Source organism: Agromyces lapidis, assembly GCF_009749405.1.
GTDB lineage: Bacteria > Actinomycetota > Actinomycetes > Actinomycetales > Microbacteriaceae > Agromyces > Agromyces lapidis.
Genome location: NZ_WBIQ01000008.1, coordinates 281875 through 297504, shown reverse-complemented (window position 1 = coordinate 297504; position 15630 = coordinate 281875). Strand labels below are relative to the sequence as shown.

Annotated in this window: 17 protein-coding genes, 1 tRNA gene and 1 other RNA gene; 11 read left to right on the top strand and 8 right to left on the bottom strand. The window is 72.2% G+C overall.

Going from position 1 to position 15630, the window contains the following annotated elements:
- Window positions 1-35: 35 nt before the first annotated feature.
- From GQQ93_RS14195 to GQQ93_RS14170, 6 genes are read left to right on the top strand one after another with little or no spacing between them, the layout of a single operon-like run.
- Window positions 36-716 carry a biotin transporter BioY gene (locus GQQ93_RS14195; RefSeq protein ID WP_157424873.1) on the top strand — a complete coding sequence of 227 codons (681 nt, stop codon included), beginning with the start codon at window positions 36-38 and terminating at the stop codon, window positions 714-716.
- The gene (locus tag GQQ93_RS14190) at window positions 713-1999 is read left to right on the top strand and encodes an AMP-binding enzyme (RefSeq protein WP_157424872.1); all 1287 of its coding nucleotides are present in this window, start codon (window positions 713-715) and stop codon (window positions 1997-1999) included. Before GQQ93_RS14195 ends, GQQ93_RS14190 begins: the two co-directional genes overlap by 4 nt.
- Window positions 1996-3153, top strand: coding sequence for a thiolase family protein (locus GQQ93_RS14185; protein WP_157424871.1), 1158 nt, complete (start codon window positions 1996-1998; stop codon window positions 3151-3153). The genes GQQ93_RS14190 and GQQ93_RS14185 overlap by 4 nt, the downstream gene beginning before the upstream one ends.
- Window positions 3150-3830: an energy-coupling factor ABC transporter ATP-binding protein gene (locus GQQ93_RS14180; RefSeq protein ID WP_157424870.1), complete on the top strand. Its 681-nt coding sequence runs from the start codon at window positions 3150-3152 to the stop codon at window positions 3828-3830. The genes GQQ93_RS14185 and GQQ93_RS14180 overlap by 4 nt, the downstream gene beginning before the upstream one ends.
- A gap of 10 nt (window positions 3831-3840) precedes the next feature.
- Window positions 3841-4434: an energy-coupling factor transporter transmembrane component T family protein gene (locus GQQ93_RS14175; protein WP_157424869.1), complete on the top strand. Its 594-nt coding sequence runs from the start codon at window positions 3841-3843 to the stop codon at window positions 4432-4434.
- A gap of 47 nt (window positions 4435-4481) precedes the next feature.
- The gene (locus GQQ93_RS14170) at window positions 4482-4619 is read left to right on the top strand and encodes a hypothetical protein (RefSeq protein ID WP_157424868.1); all 138 of its coding nucleotides are present in this window, start codon (window positions 4482-4484) and stop codon (window positions 4617-4619) included.
- Between the two features lie 84 nt (window positions 4620-4703).
- Here the strand turns inward: GQQ93_RS14170 and GQQ93_RS14165 are convergent.
- Window positions 4704-4776 (bottom strand) — tRNA-Lys (locus GQQ93_RS14165).
- A gap of 117 nt (window positions 4777-4893) precedes the next feature.
- Here GQQ93_RS14165 and GQQ93_RS14160 point away from each other — a divergent pair.
- From GQQ93_RS14160 to GQQ93_RS14150, 3 genes are all read left to right on the top strand, one after another.
- The gene (locus tag GQQ93_RS14160) at window positions 4894-5685 is read left to right on the top strand and encodes an inositol monophosphatase family protein (protein ID WP_246192335.1); all 792 of its coding nucleotides are present in this window, start codon (window positions 4894-4896) and stop codon (window positions 5683-5685) included.
- A 5-nt stretch (window positions 5686-5690) separates the two neighbouring features.
- Window positions 5691-6623: an LLM class F420-dependent oxidoreductase gene (locus GQQ93_RS14155; RefSeq protein ID WP_157424866.1), complete on the top strand. Its 933-nt coding sequence runs from the start codon at window positions 5691-5693 to the stop codon at window positions 6621-6623.
- A 174-nt stretch (window positions 6624-6797) separates the two neighbouring features.
- The gene (locus GQQ93_RS14150; protein WP_170296208.1) at window positions 6798-7322 is read left to right on the top strand and encodes a septum formation family protein; all 525 of its coding nucleotides are present in this window, start codon (window positions 6798-6800) and stop codon (window positions 7320-7322) included.
- Between the two features lie 72 nt (window positions 7323-7394).
- Here the strand turns inward: GQQ93_RS14150 and GQQ93_RS14145 are convergent, their stop codons facing one another.
- Window positions 7395-8399 carry a DMT family transporter gene (locus GQQ93_RS14145; protein ID WP_246192334.1) on the bottom strand — a complete coding sequence of 335 codons (1005 nt, stop codon included), beginning with the start codon at window positions 8397-8399 and terminating at the stop codon, window positions 7395-7397.
- A gap of 81 nt (window positions 8400-8480) precedes the next feature.
- On the opposite strand from GQQ93_RS14145, the gene GQQ93_RS14140 reads away from it, so the two are divergent.
- The gene (locus GQQ93_RS14140) at window positions 8481-9395 is read left to right on the top strand and encodes a LysR family transcriptional regulator (protein WP_157424864.1); all 915 of its coding nucleotides are present in this window, start codon (window positions 8481-8483) and stop codon (window positions 9393-9395) included.
- Between the two features lie 97 nt (window positions 9396-9492).
- On the opposite strand, the gene mgrA is transcribed toward GQQ93_RS14140, so the two are convergent.
- Together mgrA and ssrA are read right to left on the bottom strand one after the other, a co-directional pair.
- Entirely contained in the window at window positions 9493-10545 is a 1053-nt protein-coding gene (gene mgrA, locus GQQ93_RS14135) for an L-glyceraldehyde 3-phosphate reductase (protein ID WP_157424863.1), read from the bottom strand.
- A 466-nt stretch (window positions 10546-11011) separates the two neighbouring features.
- Window positions 11012-11380: a transfer-messenger RNA gene (ssrA, locus tag GQQ93_RS14130) on the bottom strand.
- A gap of 167 nt (window positions 11381-11547) precedes the next feature.
- Between ssrA and GQQ93_RS14125 the strand changes: the two genes are divergently transcribed.
- The gene (locus tag GQQ93_RS14125; RefSeq protein WP_170296207.1) at window positions 11548-12216 is read left to right on the top strand and encodes an SIMPL domain-containing protein; all 669 of its coding nucleotides are present in this window, start codon (window positions 11548-11550) and stop codon (window positions 12214-12216) included.
- A gap of 9 nt (window positions 12217-12225) precedes the next feature.
- Here GQQ93_RS14125 and GQQ93_RS14120 read toward each other — a convergent pair whose 3' ends face one another.
- The 4 genes from GQQ93_RS14120 to ftsE form a co-directional block, all read right to left on the bottom strand.
- A complete protein-coding gene (locus GQQ93_RS14120) occupies window positions 12226-12963 on the bottom strand; it encodes a tyrosine-protein phosphatase (RefSeq protein WP_157424861.1) in 738 nt (245 codons plus the stop codon).
- A gap of 60 nt (window positions 12964-13023) precedes the next feature.
- Window positions 13024-13500 carry an SsrA-binding protein SmpB gene (smpB, locus tag GQQ93_RS14115; RefSeq protein ID WP_157424860.1) on the bottom strand — a complete coding sequence of 159 codons (477 nt, stop codon included), beginning with the start codon at window positions 13498-13500 and terminating at the stop codon, window positions 13024-13026.
- A 71-nt stretch (window positions 13501-13571) separates the two neighbouring features.
- The gene (gene ftsX, locus GQQ93_RS14110; RefSeq protein WP_157424859.1) at window positions 13572-14483 is read right to left on the bottom strand and encodes a permease-like cell division protein FtsX; all 912 of its coding nucleotides are present in this window, start codon (window positions 14481-14483) and stop codon (window positions 13572-13574) included.
- Window positions 14480-15583, bottom strand: coding sequence for a cell division ATP-binding protein FtsE (gene ftsE, locus GQQ93_RS14105; RefSeq protein ID WP_157424858.1), 1104 nt, complete (start codon window positions 15581-15583; stop codon window positions 14480-14482). Before ftsE ends, ftsX begins: the two co-directional genes overlap by 4 nt.
- Window positions 15584-15630: the final 47 nt, after the last annotated feature.

Below are 15630 nucleotides of genomic sequence, written 5' to 3'. Positions count from 1 at the left end.
GCCGTCCGCCCGCCACGCCACCAGAGGGGAACCCGATGAGCACCGCACCGAGCAGCACCCCGTCCGCCGAGATCGCCGACGAGGCATCCGCCACCGAGCGAGCGCCGAAGCGACGCGGCACCGCGCGCGACCTCGCCCAGATCGCCGTGTTCACCGGGCTCATCGCCGCGCTCGGCCTGCCCGGCGCGCTCTACCTCGGCGGCACCGCCGTGCCGATCACCTTCCAGACGCTCGGCGTCATGCTCGCGGGCGCCGTCCTCGGCGCGCGCAAGGGCTTCCTCTCGGTGCTGCTGCTCCTCGCGCTCGTCGCGGCCGGGCTGCCCCTGCTCTCGGGCGGCCGCGGCGGCCTCGGGGTCTTCGTCGGCCCCTCGGTCGGCTACCTCGCGGGCTGGCTGCTCGGCGTCGTCGTGATCGGGTGGGCGACTGCGCGCCTGCTCCCCCGCTACCGGGTCGTTCCCGCGCTGCTCTGGACGGCCCTCGGCGGCATCGTCGCGATCTACCTCATCGGTGTTCCGGTCTTCGCCGCGATCACCGGCACCCCGCTCGGCGTGGCGATCGTCGGTGCGACCGTGTTCCTCCCGGGCGACGTGCTGAAGGTCGTCGTCACGGTGCTCGTCGCGAAGGGCGTGCACCGCGCCTGGCCCGGGCTCATCGAGCCCCGTGCCTGGCCGTGGGCCCGCCGCGGCGCCTCGGCACCGGCGGTCGACGCCGCATGAGCGAGTGGCTGCGGGGAGCGCCGGGCGCGCCCGCCCTCGCGTTCGGCGGCGACGTCGTGCGCGTGGGCGAGCTCGCCGCGGCGGTCGCCGCAGCCTCGCTTCCGCCTGGTGACGGGCCCATCGGATGCCCCGCCGGCATGCCGCCCGCCCGGCTGATCACGACCGTCCTGGCCGCACTCGAGCGCGGGCGGCCCGTGCTCGTCGGCGGCGGCCCCGAGGAGGCGGCCGGCCTCGAGGGCCGGCTTCCCGAGGGCACCGCGCTCGCGCTGCGCACCTCGGGTTCCTCGGGTGCCGCGCCGACCGTCGTCGCCCGCACCGAGGAGTCCTGGCTCGCCTCGGCTGCACCGCTCGCGGAGATCGCCGGCATCGGGGCATCCGACCGCATCGCGGTCACCGGCCCCCTGCACGTCTCGATGCACCTCTACGCGGCGCTGCACGCGCTGTGGGCCGGCGCGTCGGTGGGCGACGAGCTTCGCGGCGCGAGCGTCGTGCACGCGACGCCCACCCGGCTCGCGCGACTCCTCGACGACGCGCTCGACGTGCGCACCGCGGTCGTCGCCGGTGCCGCGATTGGCGCGTCGCTGCGCGAGGCCGCGGGCGCGCGGCTCCGCCTGGTCGAGTACTACGGCGCCGCCGAACTCTCGTTCGTCGCAGTCGGGCTGGGCGACGGGCTCGAACCGTTCCCGGGCGCCGAGCTCGAGCTGCGCGAGTCGGCGGCCGGGCGCGAACTCTGGGTGCGATCGCCTTATCTGGCGCTCGGCGCGATCGGCGGCGGGATGCTTCGCCGCGACTCCACCGGATTCGCCACCGTCGGCGACCTCGCCGAGACCGCGGCCGACGGCCGCCTGCGCGTGCTCGGGCGCGGCGACGCGGCGATCACGACCGCGGGCGCCACCGTGCTCGCCGAACACGTCGAGGCCGTGCTGACCTCGCTGCCCGGGGTCGCCGCGGCGGCGGTCGTCGGCGAGCCGCACGAACTGCTCGGCGAGCGGGTGGTCGCGGTCGTCGAACTCGACCCCGCCGATTCCGGCTCCGACGCGCCCGCGGCAGCCCGCCTCCGCGACGCCACACGGCAGGCAGTCGTCGATGCTGCGCGCGACCGTCTCGTGCCGGCCGAACTGCCGCGCAGGTGGTTCTTCGGCGCGGTCCCGCGCACCGACTCGGGCAAGGTCGCCCGGGGAGCCGTGCGGGCGGCGCTCGCGAGCGGTGCGCTCGGCACGTCCGCCGTCACCACTGCCTCCTCCCCCGTCTTCACCACCTCAGCGGAGGGCTCGACCGCATGAACACCTCGCCCGTGCTCGTCGCCGCGCGACGCACCCCGATCGGCACCGCCGGCCGCGGCTTCGCCGCGCACCCCGTCGATGCACTCGCCGCCCCCGTGCTCGCCGCGGTGGCCGCGGAGCTCGCTCCGGCCGGCCTGCCGATCGACGACGTCGTGCTCGGCAACTGCATGGGCCCGGGCGGCGACCTCGCCCGGGTGGCGGCGCTTCGTGCGGGGCTCGGTACTTCGGTACCTGGCGTCACCGTCGACCGGCAGTGCGGCTCGGGCCTCGACGCCGTCATGCAGGCCGCCGCGCGGGTGCGCGCGGGCGACGCCCGCCTCCTCGTCGCGGGCGGGGCCGAATCGGCGTCGACCGCACCGCACCGGCTCTGGCCGGGCAGCGGCGAGCGGTACACCCGGGCCCCGTTCGCGCCGCCCGGCTTCGCCGACCCCGACATGGGGCCCGCCGCCGATCACCTCGCGGCCGTGCAGGGCATCACACGCGCCCGCCAAGACGCATGGGCCGAGCGCTCGCACCGGCTCGCGCTCGAGGCGCAGGCCGTGGGGCGTTTCGACGCCGAACTGGTGCCGGTCGACGGCATCGCGCGCGACGACCGGCCGCGTGCGATGAGCGCGGCGACACTCGCTCGGGTCGCCCCGGCGTTCGTCGAGGCATCCATGACCCGTGCCGATGGCGCAGCGCACGAGGCGACCGTCACCGCCGGCAACTCGTGCGGCTTCTCCGACGGTGCCGCCGCGATGGCCGTGACCCTGCCCGAGCTCGCCCGCGAGCTGGGTCTGCCTGCCCTGCGCGTGCGCGCCGCCGCGGTCTCGGCCGGCGACCCCGCGCTGCCCGGGCTCGGCGCCGCCCCCGCGGCCGCGGCCGCGCTCGATCGCGCCGGCCTCACCGCCCGCGACCTCGGCTTCGTCGAGATCACCGAAGCCTTCGCTGCGCAGCTGCTCGCCGTGAGCGACGCGCTCTCGCTCGACGAGGGCGTCATCAACACCGACGGCGGCGCCATCGCGCTCGGACACCCGTGGGGGGCATCCGGCGCGGTGCTGCTCGTGCGCCTCGCCGCGCGCATGCTGGGCGCCGACGACGATCGACCGGGCCTCGCCGCCTGCTCGATCGGCGGCGGTCAGGGCATCGCCATGATCGTGGAGCGTGCAGCATGAGCCGCATCGAGTTCGACCGCGTCTCGCACGACTTCGGCGCCGAGCCGATCGTCGACGGCGTCTCGCTCTCGCTCACGGAGCACCGCGTCGGCATCGTCGGCGCGAACGGGTCGGGCAAGTCGACGCTCGCCCGCATGATCAACGGCCTCGTCACCCCGAAGTCGGGCCGGGTCGAGGTCGACGGGCTCGACGTCGCCCGCCGCGGCCGCGAGGTGCGCCGCCGCGTCGGCTTCGTGTTCACGAACGCCGACAACCAGATCGTCATGCCCACCGTCAGAGAGGACGTCGCGTTCACCCTGCGCCGGCACAAGCTGCCCGCCGAGGATGCCGCTGCGCGCGTCGAGGCGACGCTCGAGCGCTTCGGGCTGACGGCGCTCGCGGACCGGCCCGCCCACCGGCTCTCGGGCGGGCAGAAGCAGCTGCTCGCGCTCGCCTCGGTGCTCGTCGCCGATCCGGCGCTCGTGGTCGCCGACGAGCCGACGACGCTCCTCGACGCCCGCAACGCGAGGCTCGTGGCCGAGCACTTCGCCGCGCTCGAGCAGCAGCTCGTCGTGGTGAGCCACCAGCTCGAACTGCTCGACGACTTCGACCGCGTGATCGTGATGGAGTCGGGCCGCGTCGTCGCCGACGACGAACCCCTACCCGCCCTCGCCGCCTACCGGGCGCTGATCGGATGAGTGCGACCGGATGATCGGCGTCTTCCACCCCGGCGACTCGCTCGTGCACCGTGCCCCCGCGCTCGTGAAGCTCGGGCTGCTCGCGGTCGCCGTCACCGTCGTCGCGCTGCAGGGCTCGTTGCTCGCACTCGGTGTCGCCGCGGTGGCGACGGCGCTGCTGTTCCTGCCGGCCGGGCTGCCGGCGCGCGCCGTCTGGGGGCAGATCGCGCCGATCCTGTGGGTGCTCGCGTTCGCGGTGCCCGTGCAGTGGCTGTTCGCCGGGTGGGAGGCCGCGGCGACGATGGCATTGCGACTCGTGATCGCCGTCGCCCTCGCGGCGCTCTACACGCTCACGACCCCGGTGACCGCGACGCTCGACGCCATGCAGACCCTGTTGCGACCCTTCCGCCGCTGGATCGACGCCGACCGCGTCGGGCTCACCCTCGCCCTCGCGATCCGCTGCGTGCCCCTTCTCGCCGACATCGTGCGCGAGGTGCTCGAGGCCCGCCGGGCGCGCGGCGCCGAGGGCTCGATCGTCGCCCTCGCCGTGCCGGTCATCGTGCGTGCGCTGCAGACCGCCGACCACCTCGGCGAGGCGCTCATCGCCCGCGGCTTCGACGACTGAGGCACGGCGGCAGCGGCCGCGGCCGCATCCGTACCGCCGCGGCCTCCGTGCATTGGCTGTACACCCGGTTCCGCGGCACCCCTCGGCCCCGCCATCCGGCCGACGACGGCTCGAACGCGGCGAACTCGGCCGACGTCGAACGCGAGAAGTCGATGCGGCAGATGCGGGGAACCATGCTGCCGTGAGCCCGGCCTGACCGCGCGGCGAACGCTCGCGGAAGCCGCGCATGAAAAAAGCCCCGATCCTGGCGAGAGGATCGGGGCTTTCAGTGCACCCCCAGGGACTTGAACCCTGAACCCACTGATTAAGAGTCAGTTGCTCTGCCGATTGAGCTAGAGGTGCATGATCCGGATGTTTCGTTCACAACCCGAACCGAGGCACTACGTTATCAGGTGTTCGGGGCCGAACGCCAATCGAGCGCGACACGCCCCGTTCACCGCCGCCCGATACCCTGATCCGGTGACCGCCTACGCCGATGATCTCGCCCTCGCACTCGACCTCGCCGACCTCGCCGACACCGTCGCGCTGGCCCGATTCCGCGCCGCCGACCTCTCCGTATCGACGAAGCCCGACCGCAGCTTCGTGACCGAGGCCGACCTCGCCGTCGAGCGTGCGCTCCGCGAACGCCTCGCCGAGGCCCGCCCGGCCGACGGCATCCTCGGCGAGGAGTTCGGCACCGAGGGCGACTCCTCGCGCCAGTGGATCATCGATCCCATCGACGGCACCTCGAACTTCATGCGCGGCGTCCCCGTCTGGGGCGCGCTCATCTCGCTCGCGGTCGACGGCGTTCCCGTCGTCGGCGTCGCCTCCGCGCCGGCGATGGGCCGACGCTGGTGGGGCGCCGCAGGCGGCGGTGCGTTCACCACGGATGCCCCGGGCGCTGCCCCGCGGCCGATCTCCGTGTCATCCGTGGCCGAGCTCGGCGACGCATCGCTGAGCTTCCAGAGCATCGCGCAGTGGCGCGAGGCCGGCTACCTCGACCGACTGCTCAGCCTCGCCGAGCGAGTCTGGCGCGACCGGGCGTACGGCGACCTGTGGTCGTACATGCTGCTCGCCGAGGGCCTCATCGACATCACGGGCGAGTTCGACGTGAAGCCCTACGACCTCGCCGCCCTCGTGCCCATCGTCGAGGAGGCGGGCGGCCGGTTCACCTCGATCCCGGGCGAACCGGGGCCGTGGCACGGCAGTGCGCTCGCGACGAACGGGCTGCTGCACGACGCCGTGCTCGACGCGCTCGGCGACCGGGCCTGATCGCGGTGGAGCTCTGCATCTTCACCGAGCCCCAGCAGGGCGCGAGCTACGACGAGCAGCTCGCCCAGGCGCAGGCGGCCGAGCGGCTCGGGTTCGACGGCTGGTTCCGCTCCGACCACCTGCTGCGCATGGGCCCGGGCGACGCCATGCCCGGCCCGAGCGATTCGTGGACCACGCTCGCCGGGCTCGCCCGCGAGACGAGCCGGATCCGACTCGGCACGCTCGTGTCGTCGGCGACGTTCCGCCACCCCTCGCTCCTCGCGATCCAGGTCGCACAGGTCGACGCGATGTCGGGCGGGCGGGTCGAGCTCGGCCTCGGCACCGGATGGTTCGCCGAGGAGCACGCGGCGTACGGGCTGCCGTTCCCGCCGAAGCGCTTCGACCTCCTCGAGGAGCAGCTCGAGGTGATCACGGGGCTCTGGTCGACCCCCGTCGGCGAGCACTTCGACTTCGCCGGCGAGCACTACGCCCTGAGCGGCTCCCCGGCGCTGCCGAAGCCCGTGCAGCAGCGCGTTCCCGTCATCATCGGCGGCGCCGGCCCGCGACGCACGCCCCAGCTCGCGGCGCGGTTCGCGACGGAGTTCAACCTCGGCTTCCGATCTGAGGACGAGATCGCCCGCGCCTTCGACGGGGTGCGTCGCGCATGCGAGCAGGTCGACCGCGACCCGGCCACCCTTTCGACCTCGGTCGCGTTGCCGACGGTCGTCGCCGCCGACGACCGGGACTACCTGCGCCGGCTCGCCGCGATCGACGAGCACCCCGCCGAGTTCGCCGAGGTGAACATCGCGGGCTCCCCCGAGGCCGCGGTCGAGAAGCTCCTGCGGCTGCACGAGCTCGGCGCCGATCGGGTGTATCTGCAGCTCGTCGACCTCCGCGACCTCGAGCACCTCGAACTGATCGCGACCGAGGTGGTTCCGGCGCTCCGCGCGGCGCTGTGACGGTGCGGCGAGCCGGGACACCGCGTGTCGGTGCCGCTCGATAGGCTGACCGCGATCCCTCGTCGACCGCGGCCCGCCCGCACTCGATCGTCGCTGCCCGCCCGCGCGCTCCCGAGCCCCGATGGCCCAGCCGGATCATCCTCGAATCGACCCGAACGACCGAAAGGCCACCACGTGAACTCCTCCGCGCGCCGCGCGCTCACCCGCATCGCCGTCGCCGTCACCGCGATCGCCGTCGCCGTCCCCCTGACGGGCTGCAGCATCGTCCGCGACGTGCTGGGCGCGCCCGCCCCGCAGCCCGAGCGCGACGAGACCACGCAGGAGATCGTCGAAGAAGGCGACGCCGACATCTTCGCCATCCGCGTCGGCGACTGCCTGAACGAGGCGACCGCCGAAACCGTGAGCGAGGTGCCGGTGGTGCCGTGCGACACGGCGCACGACGAAGAGGTCTTCTACGACTTCACCCTCACCGGCACCGAGTACCCGGGCGACGACGCGGTGCAGACCCAGGCCGACGAGGGCTGCTACGCCCAGTTCGGCGAGTTCGTCGGGCTCGCCTACGAGGAGTCGACGCTCGAGTTCTACGCCTACCGGCCGACCGAAGAGGGCTGGACCCAGCTCGACGACCGCGTCGTCTCGTGCATGATCTACGACCCCGCCGGGCAGACCACGGGCACGCTCGAGGGCGCAGCCCGCTGATCGACGCGAGGATGCCGCGTGGTCGATCCGTGATCGGCCACGCGGCATCCTCGTCTCATCGCTGCGCGCCGGTCACGACCGCCGCGGCCGCGACGCGCGACGGCTCAGCGCGACGCCGATGAGGCACAGCGCGCCGCCCACCATACCGAGCACGGTCGGCAGCTCGCCGAGCAGCGCCCAGCTGAGCAGCACGACGATCGCCGGCACCGCGAGGGTCGCCGAGGCGGTGACGCCGGCCGGACTCCGCTTCAGCACGTACGCCCACAGGAGGAACGCGACCGCCGACGGGAAGATGCCGAGGTAGACCATCGCCCAGACGGCCGGGGCGGGCGCCGCGCCCACCTCGACGACCGTCTGCGGCAGGAACGGCAGCAGTACGGCCGCACCGATCGCACAGCCCACCCAGGTGGCGCTCAGCGCGTCGGCCTCGCGGAGCGCCACCTTCTGCACGAGCACCCCGAGCGCGTAGAGCACTGCGGCGAGCACGCCGAGGGCGATCCCGAGCATGTCGACGTGCGCGCCCACCCCGCCCGTCGCGATGATCACGACGCCGGCGAAGGCGACGAGCAGTCCGACGACGAGCGAACGCGGGAACCCCTCCTTGAGGAACACCCCCGCGGCGACGGCGACGAGCAGCGGCGCGATGTTCACGAGCATCGCCGCCGTGCCCGCGTCGAGGTGGCGTTCGGCGAGGTTCAGCACGAGGGTGTAGCCGGCGAACCAGAGCACGCCGTAGACGGCGACGAGAACGAGCGTTCGCCCGCGCGGCAGCGGCGGTCGTCGGATGAGTGCGACGGCGACGAGCGCGACCGTGCCGACGAGCTGGCGGCCGAGCGCGAGCGGCCCCGGTGAGATCGCGTCGCCGACGAAGCGGATCGCGATGAAGGCCGAGGCCCACAGCACGAGCACCACGAGCATCGCGACGAGCACCTTCCAGCGGGCGGCGTCGCTCGCACCGGCGGGCGGAGCCGCGGGGACGGCGGGCGGGGTCGCCGCCGGAGTCGGAGTCCGGGTCGGATTCGGAGTCGGAGTCGGAGTCGACATCGTGTCGGCGGGTTCGGGGGTGGTGCGTGGCATCCCTCAAGCCTGTCGAGAGAATCACGACAGCACAAGTGAACGATGCTTGGCTTCAATTCAGCATGACTGTACGATCGAGCCATGGTCGACCCGCACCGACTCCAGATCTTCCGCGCCGTCGTGCAGACCGGCTCGATCAACCGAGCCGCCGAGCGACTCGGCTACACCGCTTCTGCGGTGAGCCAGCACGTCAGTGCGCTGCAGCGCGAGACCGGTCTCACGCTCGTCGAACGGCGCGGGCGCGGGATCGTGCCGACCTCGGCCGGCGTCGCCGTCGCCGACCGGGCGGCCCGCGTGCTCAACCACCTGGCCGACTTCGACGGCGCGCTCGACGACCTGCGCGCGGGGCGCAGCGGCACGCTCCGCCTCAGCTCGTTCATGTCGGCCAACCGCGCCTGGCTGCCGCCGATCGTGGCCGAACTCAGCCGGGAGTTCCCGCTGCTGCGGCTCGAGCTCAGCATGATCGAGCGACCGGGGCGTGCGGCGGGCGAGCCCGACCTCGAGCTGTACGTGGCCGAGTCGGTGCGCGGCGACCGCGACCCGACGGTCGCCGACGGTTCGCCCGACGGCTACGACCTCGAAGAGCTGCGCACCGAGGGCTACGTCGTCGTCATGCCCGCAGGCCATCGGCTCGCCGAACGCCGATCGGTCGACCTCGCCGAGCTCGACGGTGAGCAGTGGATCGACAACGACGACAGCCACGGCACCTGCCGCGAGATCATCGTCTCCGCCTGCGCGGGGCTCGGCTTCGCGCCGAGGTTCCGCCTGCATGCGCCCGACTACACGAGCGCCTTCGACTACGTCGCCAACGGCGTCGGCATCACGGTGCTGCCGCGCCTCGGGGCGATCGACCTGCCCCCGGGCGTCGTGATGCGGCCGATCGCCGACGAGGGTGCGCGACGGCGCATCATGCTGCGGGTGAAGCGGTCGATGCGCACGCACCCCGCCGTCGAGCTCGCGACCGCGCGACTGCGGGCCGTCGCCGCAGGCGACTGACGACGCGACGACGCCGCATCGGGTGACACTGCGCTCCAGAACTCGCGAGCGCTCCCGGCCGGCTCCTCCGATGCGCCCGAACTGCTCCCCCGGCCGCTCAGGGCCGCAGCGTCGGCAGCGGGCCGCCCCCACGGGCATCCGCCCAGAGGTCGACGCCGGCGTCGCCCGCGAAGCGATCGATGTCCGCGAGCTCGTCAGCGGTGAACTCGAGCCCGTCGAGCGCCGCGACGTTCTCCTCGAGCTGGGCGACGCTCGAGGCGCCGATCACGAGGCTCGTGACCCGCTCGTCGCGCAGCGCCCACGCGAGCGCGAGCTGCGCGAGCGACTGGCCGCGCCGTTCGGCGATCGCAGCCAGGCCGCGGAGGCGCTCGAGCGTCGCGTCGGAGAGCATGCCGCGGTCGAGCGAACCGTCGCTCGCGGCGCGCGAGCCCTCGGGGATGCCGCCGAGGTACTTGCCCGTCAGCAGACCCTGGGCGAGCGCGGTGAAGCCGATCACGCCGAAGCCGTCGTCGGCGGCCGCGTCGAGCAGCCCCTCGGTCTCGATCCACCGGTTGAGCATCGAATAGGAGGGCTGGTGGATCGTGAGGGGCGTGCCGCGCTCGGCGAGCAGGCGGGCGAGCTCGCGCGAGGGCTCTGCGGCGTACGACGAGATGCCCACGTAGAGCGCCTTGCCCGAGCGAACGATGTGGTCGAGCGCCGCCGCGGTCTCGTCGAGCGGGGTGCCCGGGTCGGGGCGGTGCGAGTAGAAGATGTCGACGTACTCGAGGCCGAGACGATCGAGCGACCGGTCGAGGCTCGAGATCAGGTACTTGCGGCTCGCGCCGACCCCGTACGGGCCCGGCCACATGTCCCAGCCCGCCTTCGTCGAGACCACGATCTCGTCGCGGTAGGGGGCGAGGTCGCTTGCCAGCAGGCGCCCGAAGTTCGCCTCGGCGGCGCCGTACGGCGGGCCGTAGTTGTTGGCGAGGTCGAAGTGGGTGATGCCGAGGTCGAACGCGCGGCGCACGATCGCCCGCTGCGTGTCGAGGGCGCGATCGTCGCCGAAGTTCTGCCAGAGCCCGAGCGAGAGCAGGGGCAGCCTGAGGCCGGAGCGCCCGGTGCGGCGGTAGGGCATGCGGTCGTAGCGAGCTGGGTCGGCGAGGTACGGCATGCGCCAATGCTAACCAGCCGGGCCGCGACGGACGGGCGGGCGGGCGAGCGGGCGAGCGCATCCGAGCCCTGACGGGCGCGACCGGTCATTGCGTCGCGGCGGCCGACTCGACGCGGTGGCGAATCGCCGGCGCGAACTTCTCCACCTCGGCCATTCCGGTGCCGCGCGTGGGCTGGCAGGATCTTCAACCATCGCGACGCGACCCCCGCCCGACGCGAAGGCCCGACGAAGGATCCGATGATGGACGAGCTCCAGCCCACCCCGTGGTACTGCCCCGATGGCGACTGCGACTACTGCGGAGGCGCGTTCACCGACTGACACGGCCGGCACCACCGACCGGCGAGGAATCGAACGACGTCTCCGCAAGGGGCGAGCACGCGGCCGCACACGGTGCACTGAGCGACGGTGACGAACCCACAACGTGCGACAACGACTCGACCGCCGGAGGCGGTGCCTCGACGGTGCTGTGTGGAGATGGGGGGAATTGAACCCCCGTCCATCGCTGAGTTTCCACGCCTTCTCCGGGCGCAGCCTGTGAAAGCGTTCTGCTCGGCCCCGACCTTTGCCACAGGCACCTAGGTCGACGGGCCCAGCCTGAAAGAGTCCCGCACGTCGCTCAGGCGACGACGCGCAGCAAGTTCCCTAGATGACGCCAGCAACCGGGGCGGGAACAGACCCGGACTGACGGACTATCGGACTCGCTTAGGCAGCGAGGGCGAAGTCGGACTGCTTCTTATTGGCAGTTATTGTTTCGCAGAGATCGTTTACGAGATAACCCTGCATCCTCGGCCCGCTTCTCGTGGGTACGCAGACGATGTCGAAACCGATCATCCCCATGTGACGTCGAAGAATTCGACGGGCCGTTGTCGCACGCTGTGGAGTTCTCAAGATCGGGCGAGCCCGATTCACGGCGAGCATTCACCTCTCGATGACTGCCCGGCCTTACAGTCTAGAACAGGCGCGTCCGCTCCGCCATTCCCGAGCGGGCATCAGGAGGATTCTGTGGCAACCGTCATCGCCGTGCGCGGCACCGCCGAAGAACGCATCGACCCCGAACTCGGCGCCGTGGCGCTCACGGTCGGCGTCTCCGAACCCGACCGCGACACCGCGCTCGCCCGCACCACCGAGGCGCGCGAGCGCCTCATCGCCGAGGTCCGCGAGATCGAGGCCGCCGGCGCCCTCGACACCTGGTCGGCCGGCCAGCTGCGGGTCTGGTCGCACCGCCCGTGGAACAACGAGGGCAAGCAGCTGCCGCTCGTGCACCAGACGAGCGCCGAGGTCGAGATCGTCTTCACCGATCTCGAACGGCTCGGCGAATGGGTGAGCGGCGCCGGCGTCGGCGAGACCGTCGCGATCGGAGGCATCGACTGGCGGTTGACGGATGCCTCTCGCCGACGTGTGCAGGAGCTCGCCCAGCGGGCCGCGGTCGCCGACGCGCTCGAGAAGGCCCGCGTGTACGCGTCGGCGCTGGGGCTCGGCTCCCCCGTGCCGGTCGAGCTGGCCGACACCGGCCTGCTCACCGCGCATCCGGCGCCGCAGCCGCGCAGCGAGCGGATGTTCGCGATGGCGGCCTCGGCCGACCTGGCGGGCGGCTCGGGCGCCGAGTTCGCGCCCGCGAAGCTCGTGATCGAGGCCTCGGTCGAAGCGCGCTTCGAGGCCGCGGCGGTCTGACCCTCGGGGTCAGCGCACCTCGACGAGCAGGGTCTCCAGCGCGGCGAGCTCGCCGAGCTGGAGGCCCGCGGCGAGCAGGTACTCGCGGGTCGAGCCGTGCGCCCGCTCGACGGTGTCGAGCACGCCCTCGATGGCCTCGCGCGGGCTACCGCCCATGAGGGTGCGCAGCTCGGGGGTGTCGGGCACGCCGTACCGGCCGATCATCTCGACCATCTCTTCGAGCCACTCGCCCGCGAGGTTCGCCTCGGTGCGGGAGTAGTCGTCGATGACCGACTCGCGGTCGACGCCGATGGCCATGAGCGTGAGCGCGACGACGATGCCGGTGCGGTCCTTTCCGGCGGTGCAGTGCACGACCACCGCGCGGTCGCCCGCGCTCGCGATCTCGCGCATGGCGGAGACGACGACGCTCGCATGCTGAGTGACGATGCGCTCGTAGAGCGCCTCGAGCGAGATGCCCCCCGCGCCCTGCGACGCCCCCGACCCCTCGAAGACGGGCAGCCGCAGCACCTCGACCTCGAGCCCGTCGAGGTCGTCGGGCATCATCTTCGCCTCGTTGTCGTCGCGCAGGTCGATCACGATGCCGACCCCGAGCTGGCGGAGCTCGGACTTGCCCGCCTCGCCGAGCCGGTACAGCCCGTCGGATCGGTAGAGCACGCCGTCGCGCACCACGCCGCCGCGCGCAGGCAGCCCGCCGACGTCGCGGAAGTTGAACGTACCGGGAACGGGGATGCGGCCTTGCGTCTTCATCGAGCCGAGCCTATCGCGCACCGCCGTCGCCGAAGCTGAGCGGTCGCCGCGAGGGAGGGCCTAGTCGCCGAGGTTCTTGCGGCTCGACATCGCCCGGTCGGCCTCGCGCTTGTCCTGGCGCTCGCGCAGCGCCTGACGCTTGTCGTACTCGCGCTTGCCCTTCGCGATCGCGAGTTCGACCTTCGCGCGGCCGTCTTTGAAGTACAGCGACAGCGGCACGAGCGTGTAGCCGCCCTCTTTCGTCTTGTGGCTGATCTTCACGATCTCCTGCTTGTGCAGCAGCAGCTTGCGCTTGCGTCGCGGGGCGTGGTTGTTCCACGTGCCCTCGGTGTACTCGGGGATGTGCACCGCGTCGAGCCAGAGCTCGCCGCCGTCGATGAAGGCGTAGCCGTCGACGAGCGATGCACGCCCCTGCCGCAGCGACTTCACCTCGGTGCCAGAGAGCACGATGCCGGCCTCGTAGGTGTCCTCGATCGTGTAGTCGTGGCGGGCCTTGCGGTTGGTCGCCACCACCTTCTGACCGCTTTCCCTGGGCACGGCTGACTCCTTCGATTCGAATCTCGGATGCCCCGGGCATCCGAGGCAGCCGTTCAGTCTAGCCGGTTCCGTCAGACCTTCAGGTAGCGGGTGATCGCGATGCCCGCGGAGGCCGCGGCGAGCAGCACGCCGACGATCACGAGCAGCGGCACCACGAGCAGGGCGTCACCGAGGCTCACGAAGGTGAACGAGAGGTTCTCGGCGAGGTAGCCCTGCACGAAGACCTGCACGATCGCCACGACCGCGCCGCCCGCGAGGAGCGAGCCGATGAGTCCGGCGAAGACGCCCTCGAGCACGAACGGCGTCTGGATGAACCGGTTGGACGCCCCGACGAGTCGCATGATGCCGAGTTCGCGGCGTCGCGAGAACGCCGAGAGCCTGATCGTCGTCGCGATGAGCAGGGCCGCGGCGACGAGCATCACGACCGCGACCGCGATCGCGGTGTAGCTCGCGGTGTTCAGCGCGTCGAAGATCGGGTCGAGGTAGCGGCGTTGGTCGACGACCTGCTCGACCCCCTCCTTGCCCGCGAGGCTCTCGATGATGACGTCGGACTGCGAGGGGTCGACGAGGTTCACCCAGAAGGCCTCGGGCAGCACCTCGGGCGTCACGTAGTCGGCCGACGGCGTGCCCTCGAACTGCTCCTGGAAGTTCGCGTAGGCCTGCTCGTGGTCCTCGAAGTAGAACTCGTCGATGAACGGGGCGAGCGTGTCGCTCCGGAGCTGCTCCTCGACGGCGGCCTTCTGCTCCTCGCTCGCCTCGCCGTCGATGCAGCCCTCGGCAGTCGACAGTTCGGTGCAGAGGTAGACGGCGACCTGGGCGCGGTCGTACCAGAAGCCCTTCATCTGGGCGATCTGCAGCTGCAGGAGCGCAGCAGTGCCGACGAAGGTGAGCGAGATGAAGGTGACGAGCACGACCGACACCACCATCGAGGCGTTGCGACGCAGGCCGTTGGCCGCCTCGCCGAGCACGAGACCGATCCTCATTTCGTCGGCCCCACTTCCTGGTCGTCGTCGCCTTCCCGGGGGCCTCCCGGAGCCCTGAGCCCGAGGCGTTCGGCGAGGGTCAGATGTTCGGATGCCGCGGGCTTGCCGCCGCCCTTCGGCACGAGCTTCTCGGGGTCGACCACGATCGCCCCGGTCGCGGCCTTCGTGATCTCGGCGGCCGCCTCGGTGACCTCGTCGGTCGCCTCGGGCTCGACGTAGAGCGGCTCGGCATCGCGCATGATCTCGGGGGTCACCTTCGGGGCCGCGTGGCCCATCGTGCTCATCGTGCCCGCGGTCGCAGCGGCGCCCGCTGCCGCGGCCTCGTCGCGCCCCGTGGCATCCGTCTCGTCGACCTCGGCGCCGGGATCGCCGGAGCCGTCGCCGGTCTCGGGAACGTAGTCGACGTCGCGCACGGTCTGGCCGTCGTAGCCGGCGCTGCGCTCGTCGCGCACGATGTCGCCCGCCGAGAGCTCGATGACGCGGCGGCGCATCTGGTCGACGATGCCGGCCTCGTGCGTGGCCATGACGACCGTCGTGCCGCCCGCGTTGATGCGCTCGAGGAGGGTCATGATGCCCGCGCTCGTCACCGGGTCGAGGTTGCCGGTCGGCTCGTCGGCGAGCAGGATCTGCGGCTTGTTGACGATCGCCCGGGCGATCGCGACGCGCTGCTGCTCACCGCCCGAGAGCTCGTGCGGCATGCGCTTGGCCTTGCCGTCGAGACCGACGAGCTTCAGCGTCTCGGGCACCGCCGACTGGATGAAGCCGCGCGACTTGCCGATGACCCGCAGGGTGAACGCGACGTTCTCGAAGACCGACTTGTTCGGCAGCAGCCGGAAGTCCTGGAAGACGACGCCGAGGTCGCGCCGGAAGTACGGCACCTTGCGCGTCGAGATCTTGCCGAGGTCCTGCCCGAGCACGTGGATCTGCCCCTTCGTGGGCTTCTCCTCCTTGAGGATCAGCCGGAGGAAGCTGGACTTGCCCGAACCCGACGCGCCCACGAGGAAGACGAACTCGCCACGCAGGATCTCGACCCCGATGTCGTTCAGGGCTGGCCTCGATTGGCCGGAGTAGGACTTGGTGACGGAGTCGAAGCGGATCATCGTGTTCGAGCCTAGGCAGGCCGAACGCAAAAGTGGGCAGCGACACC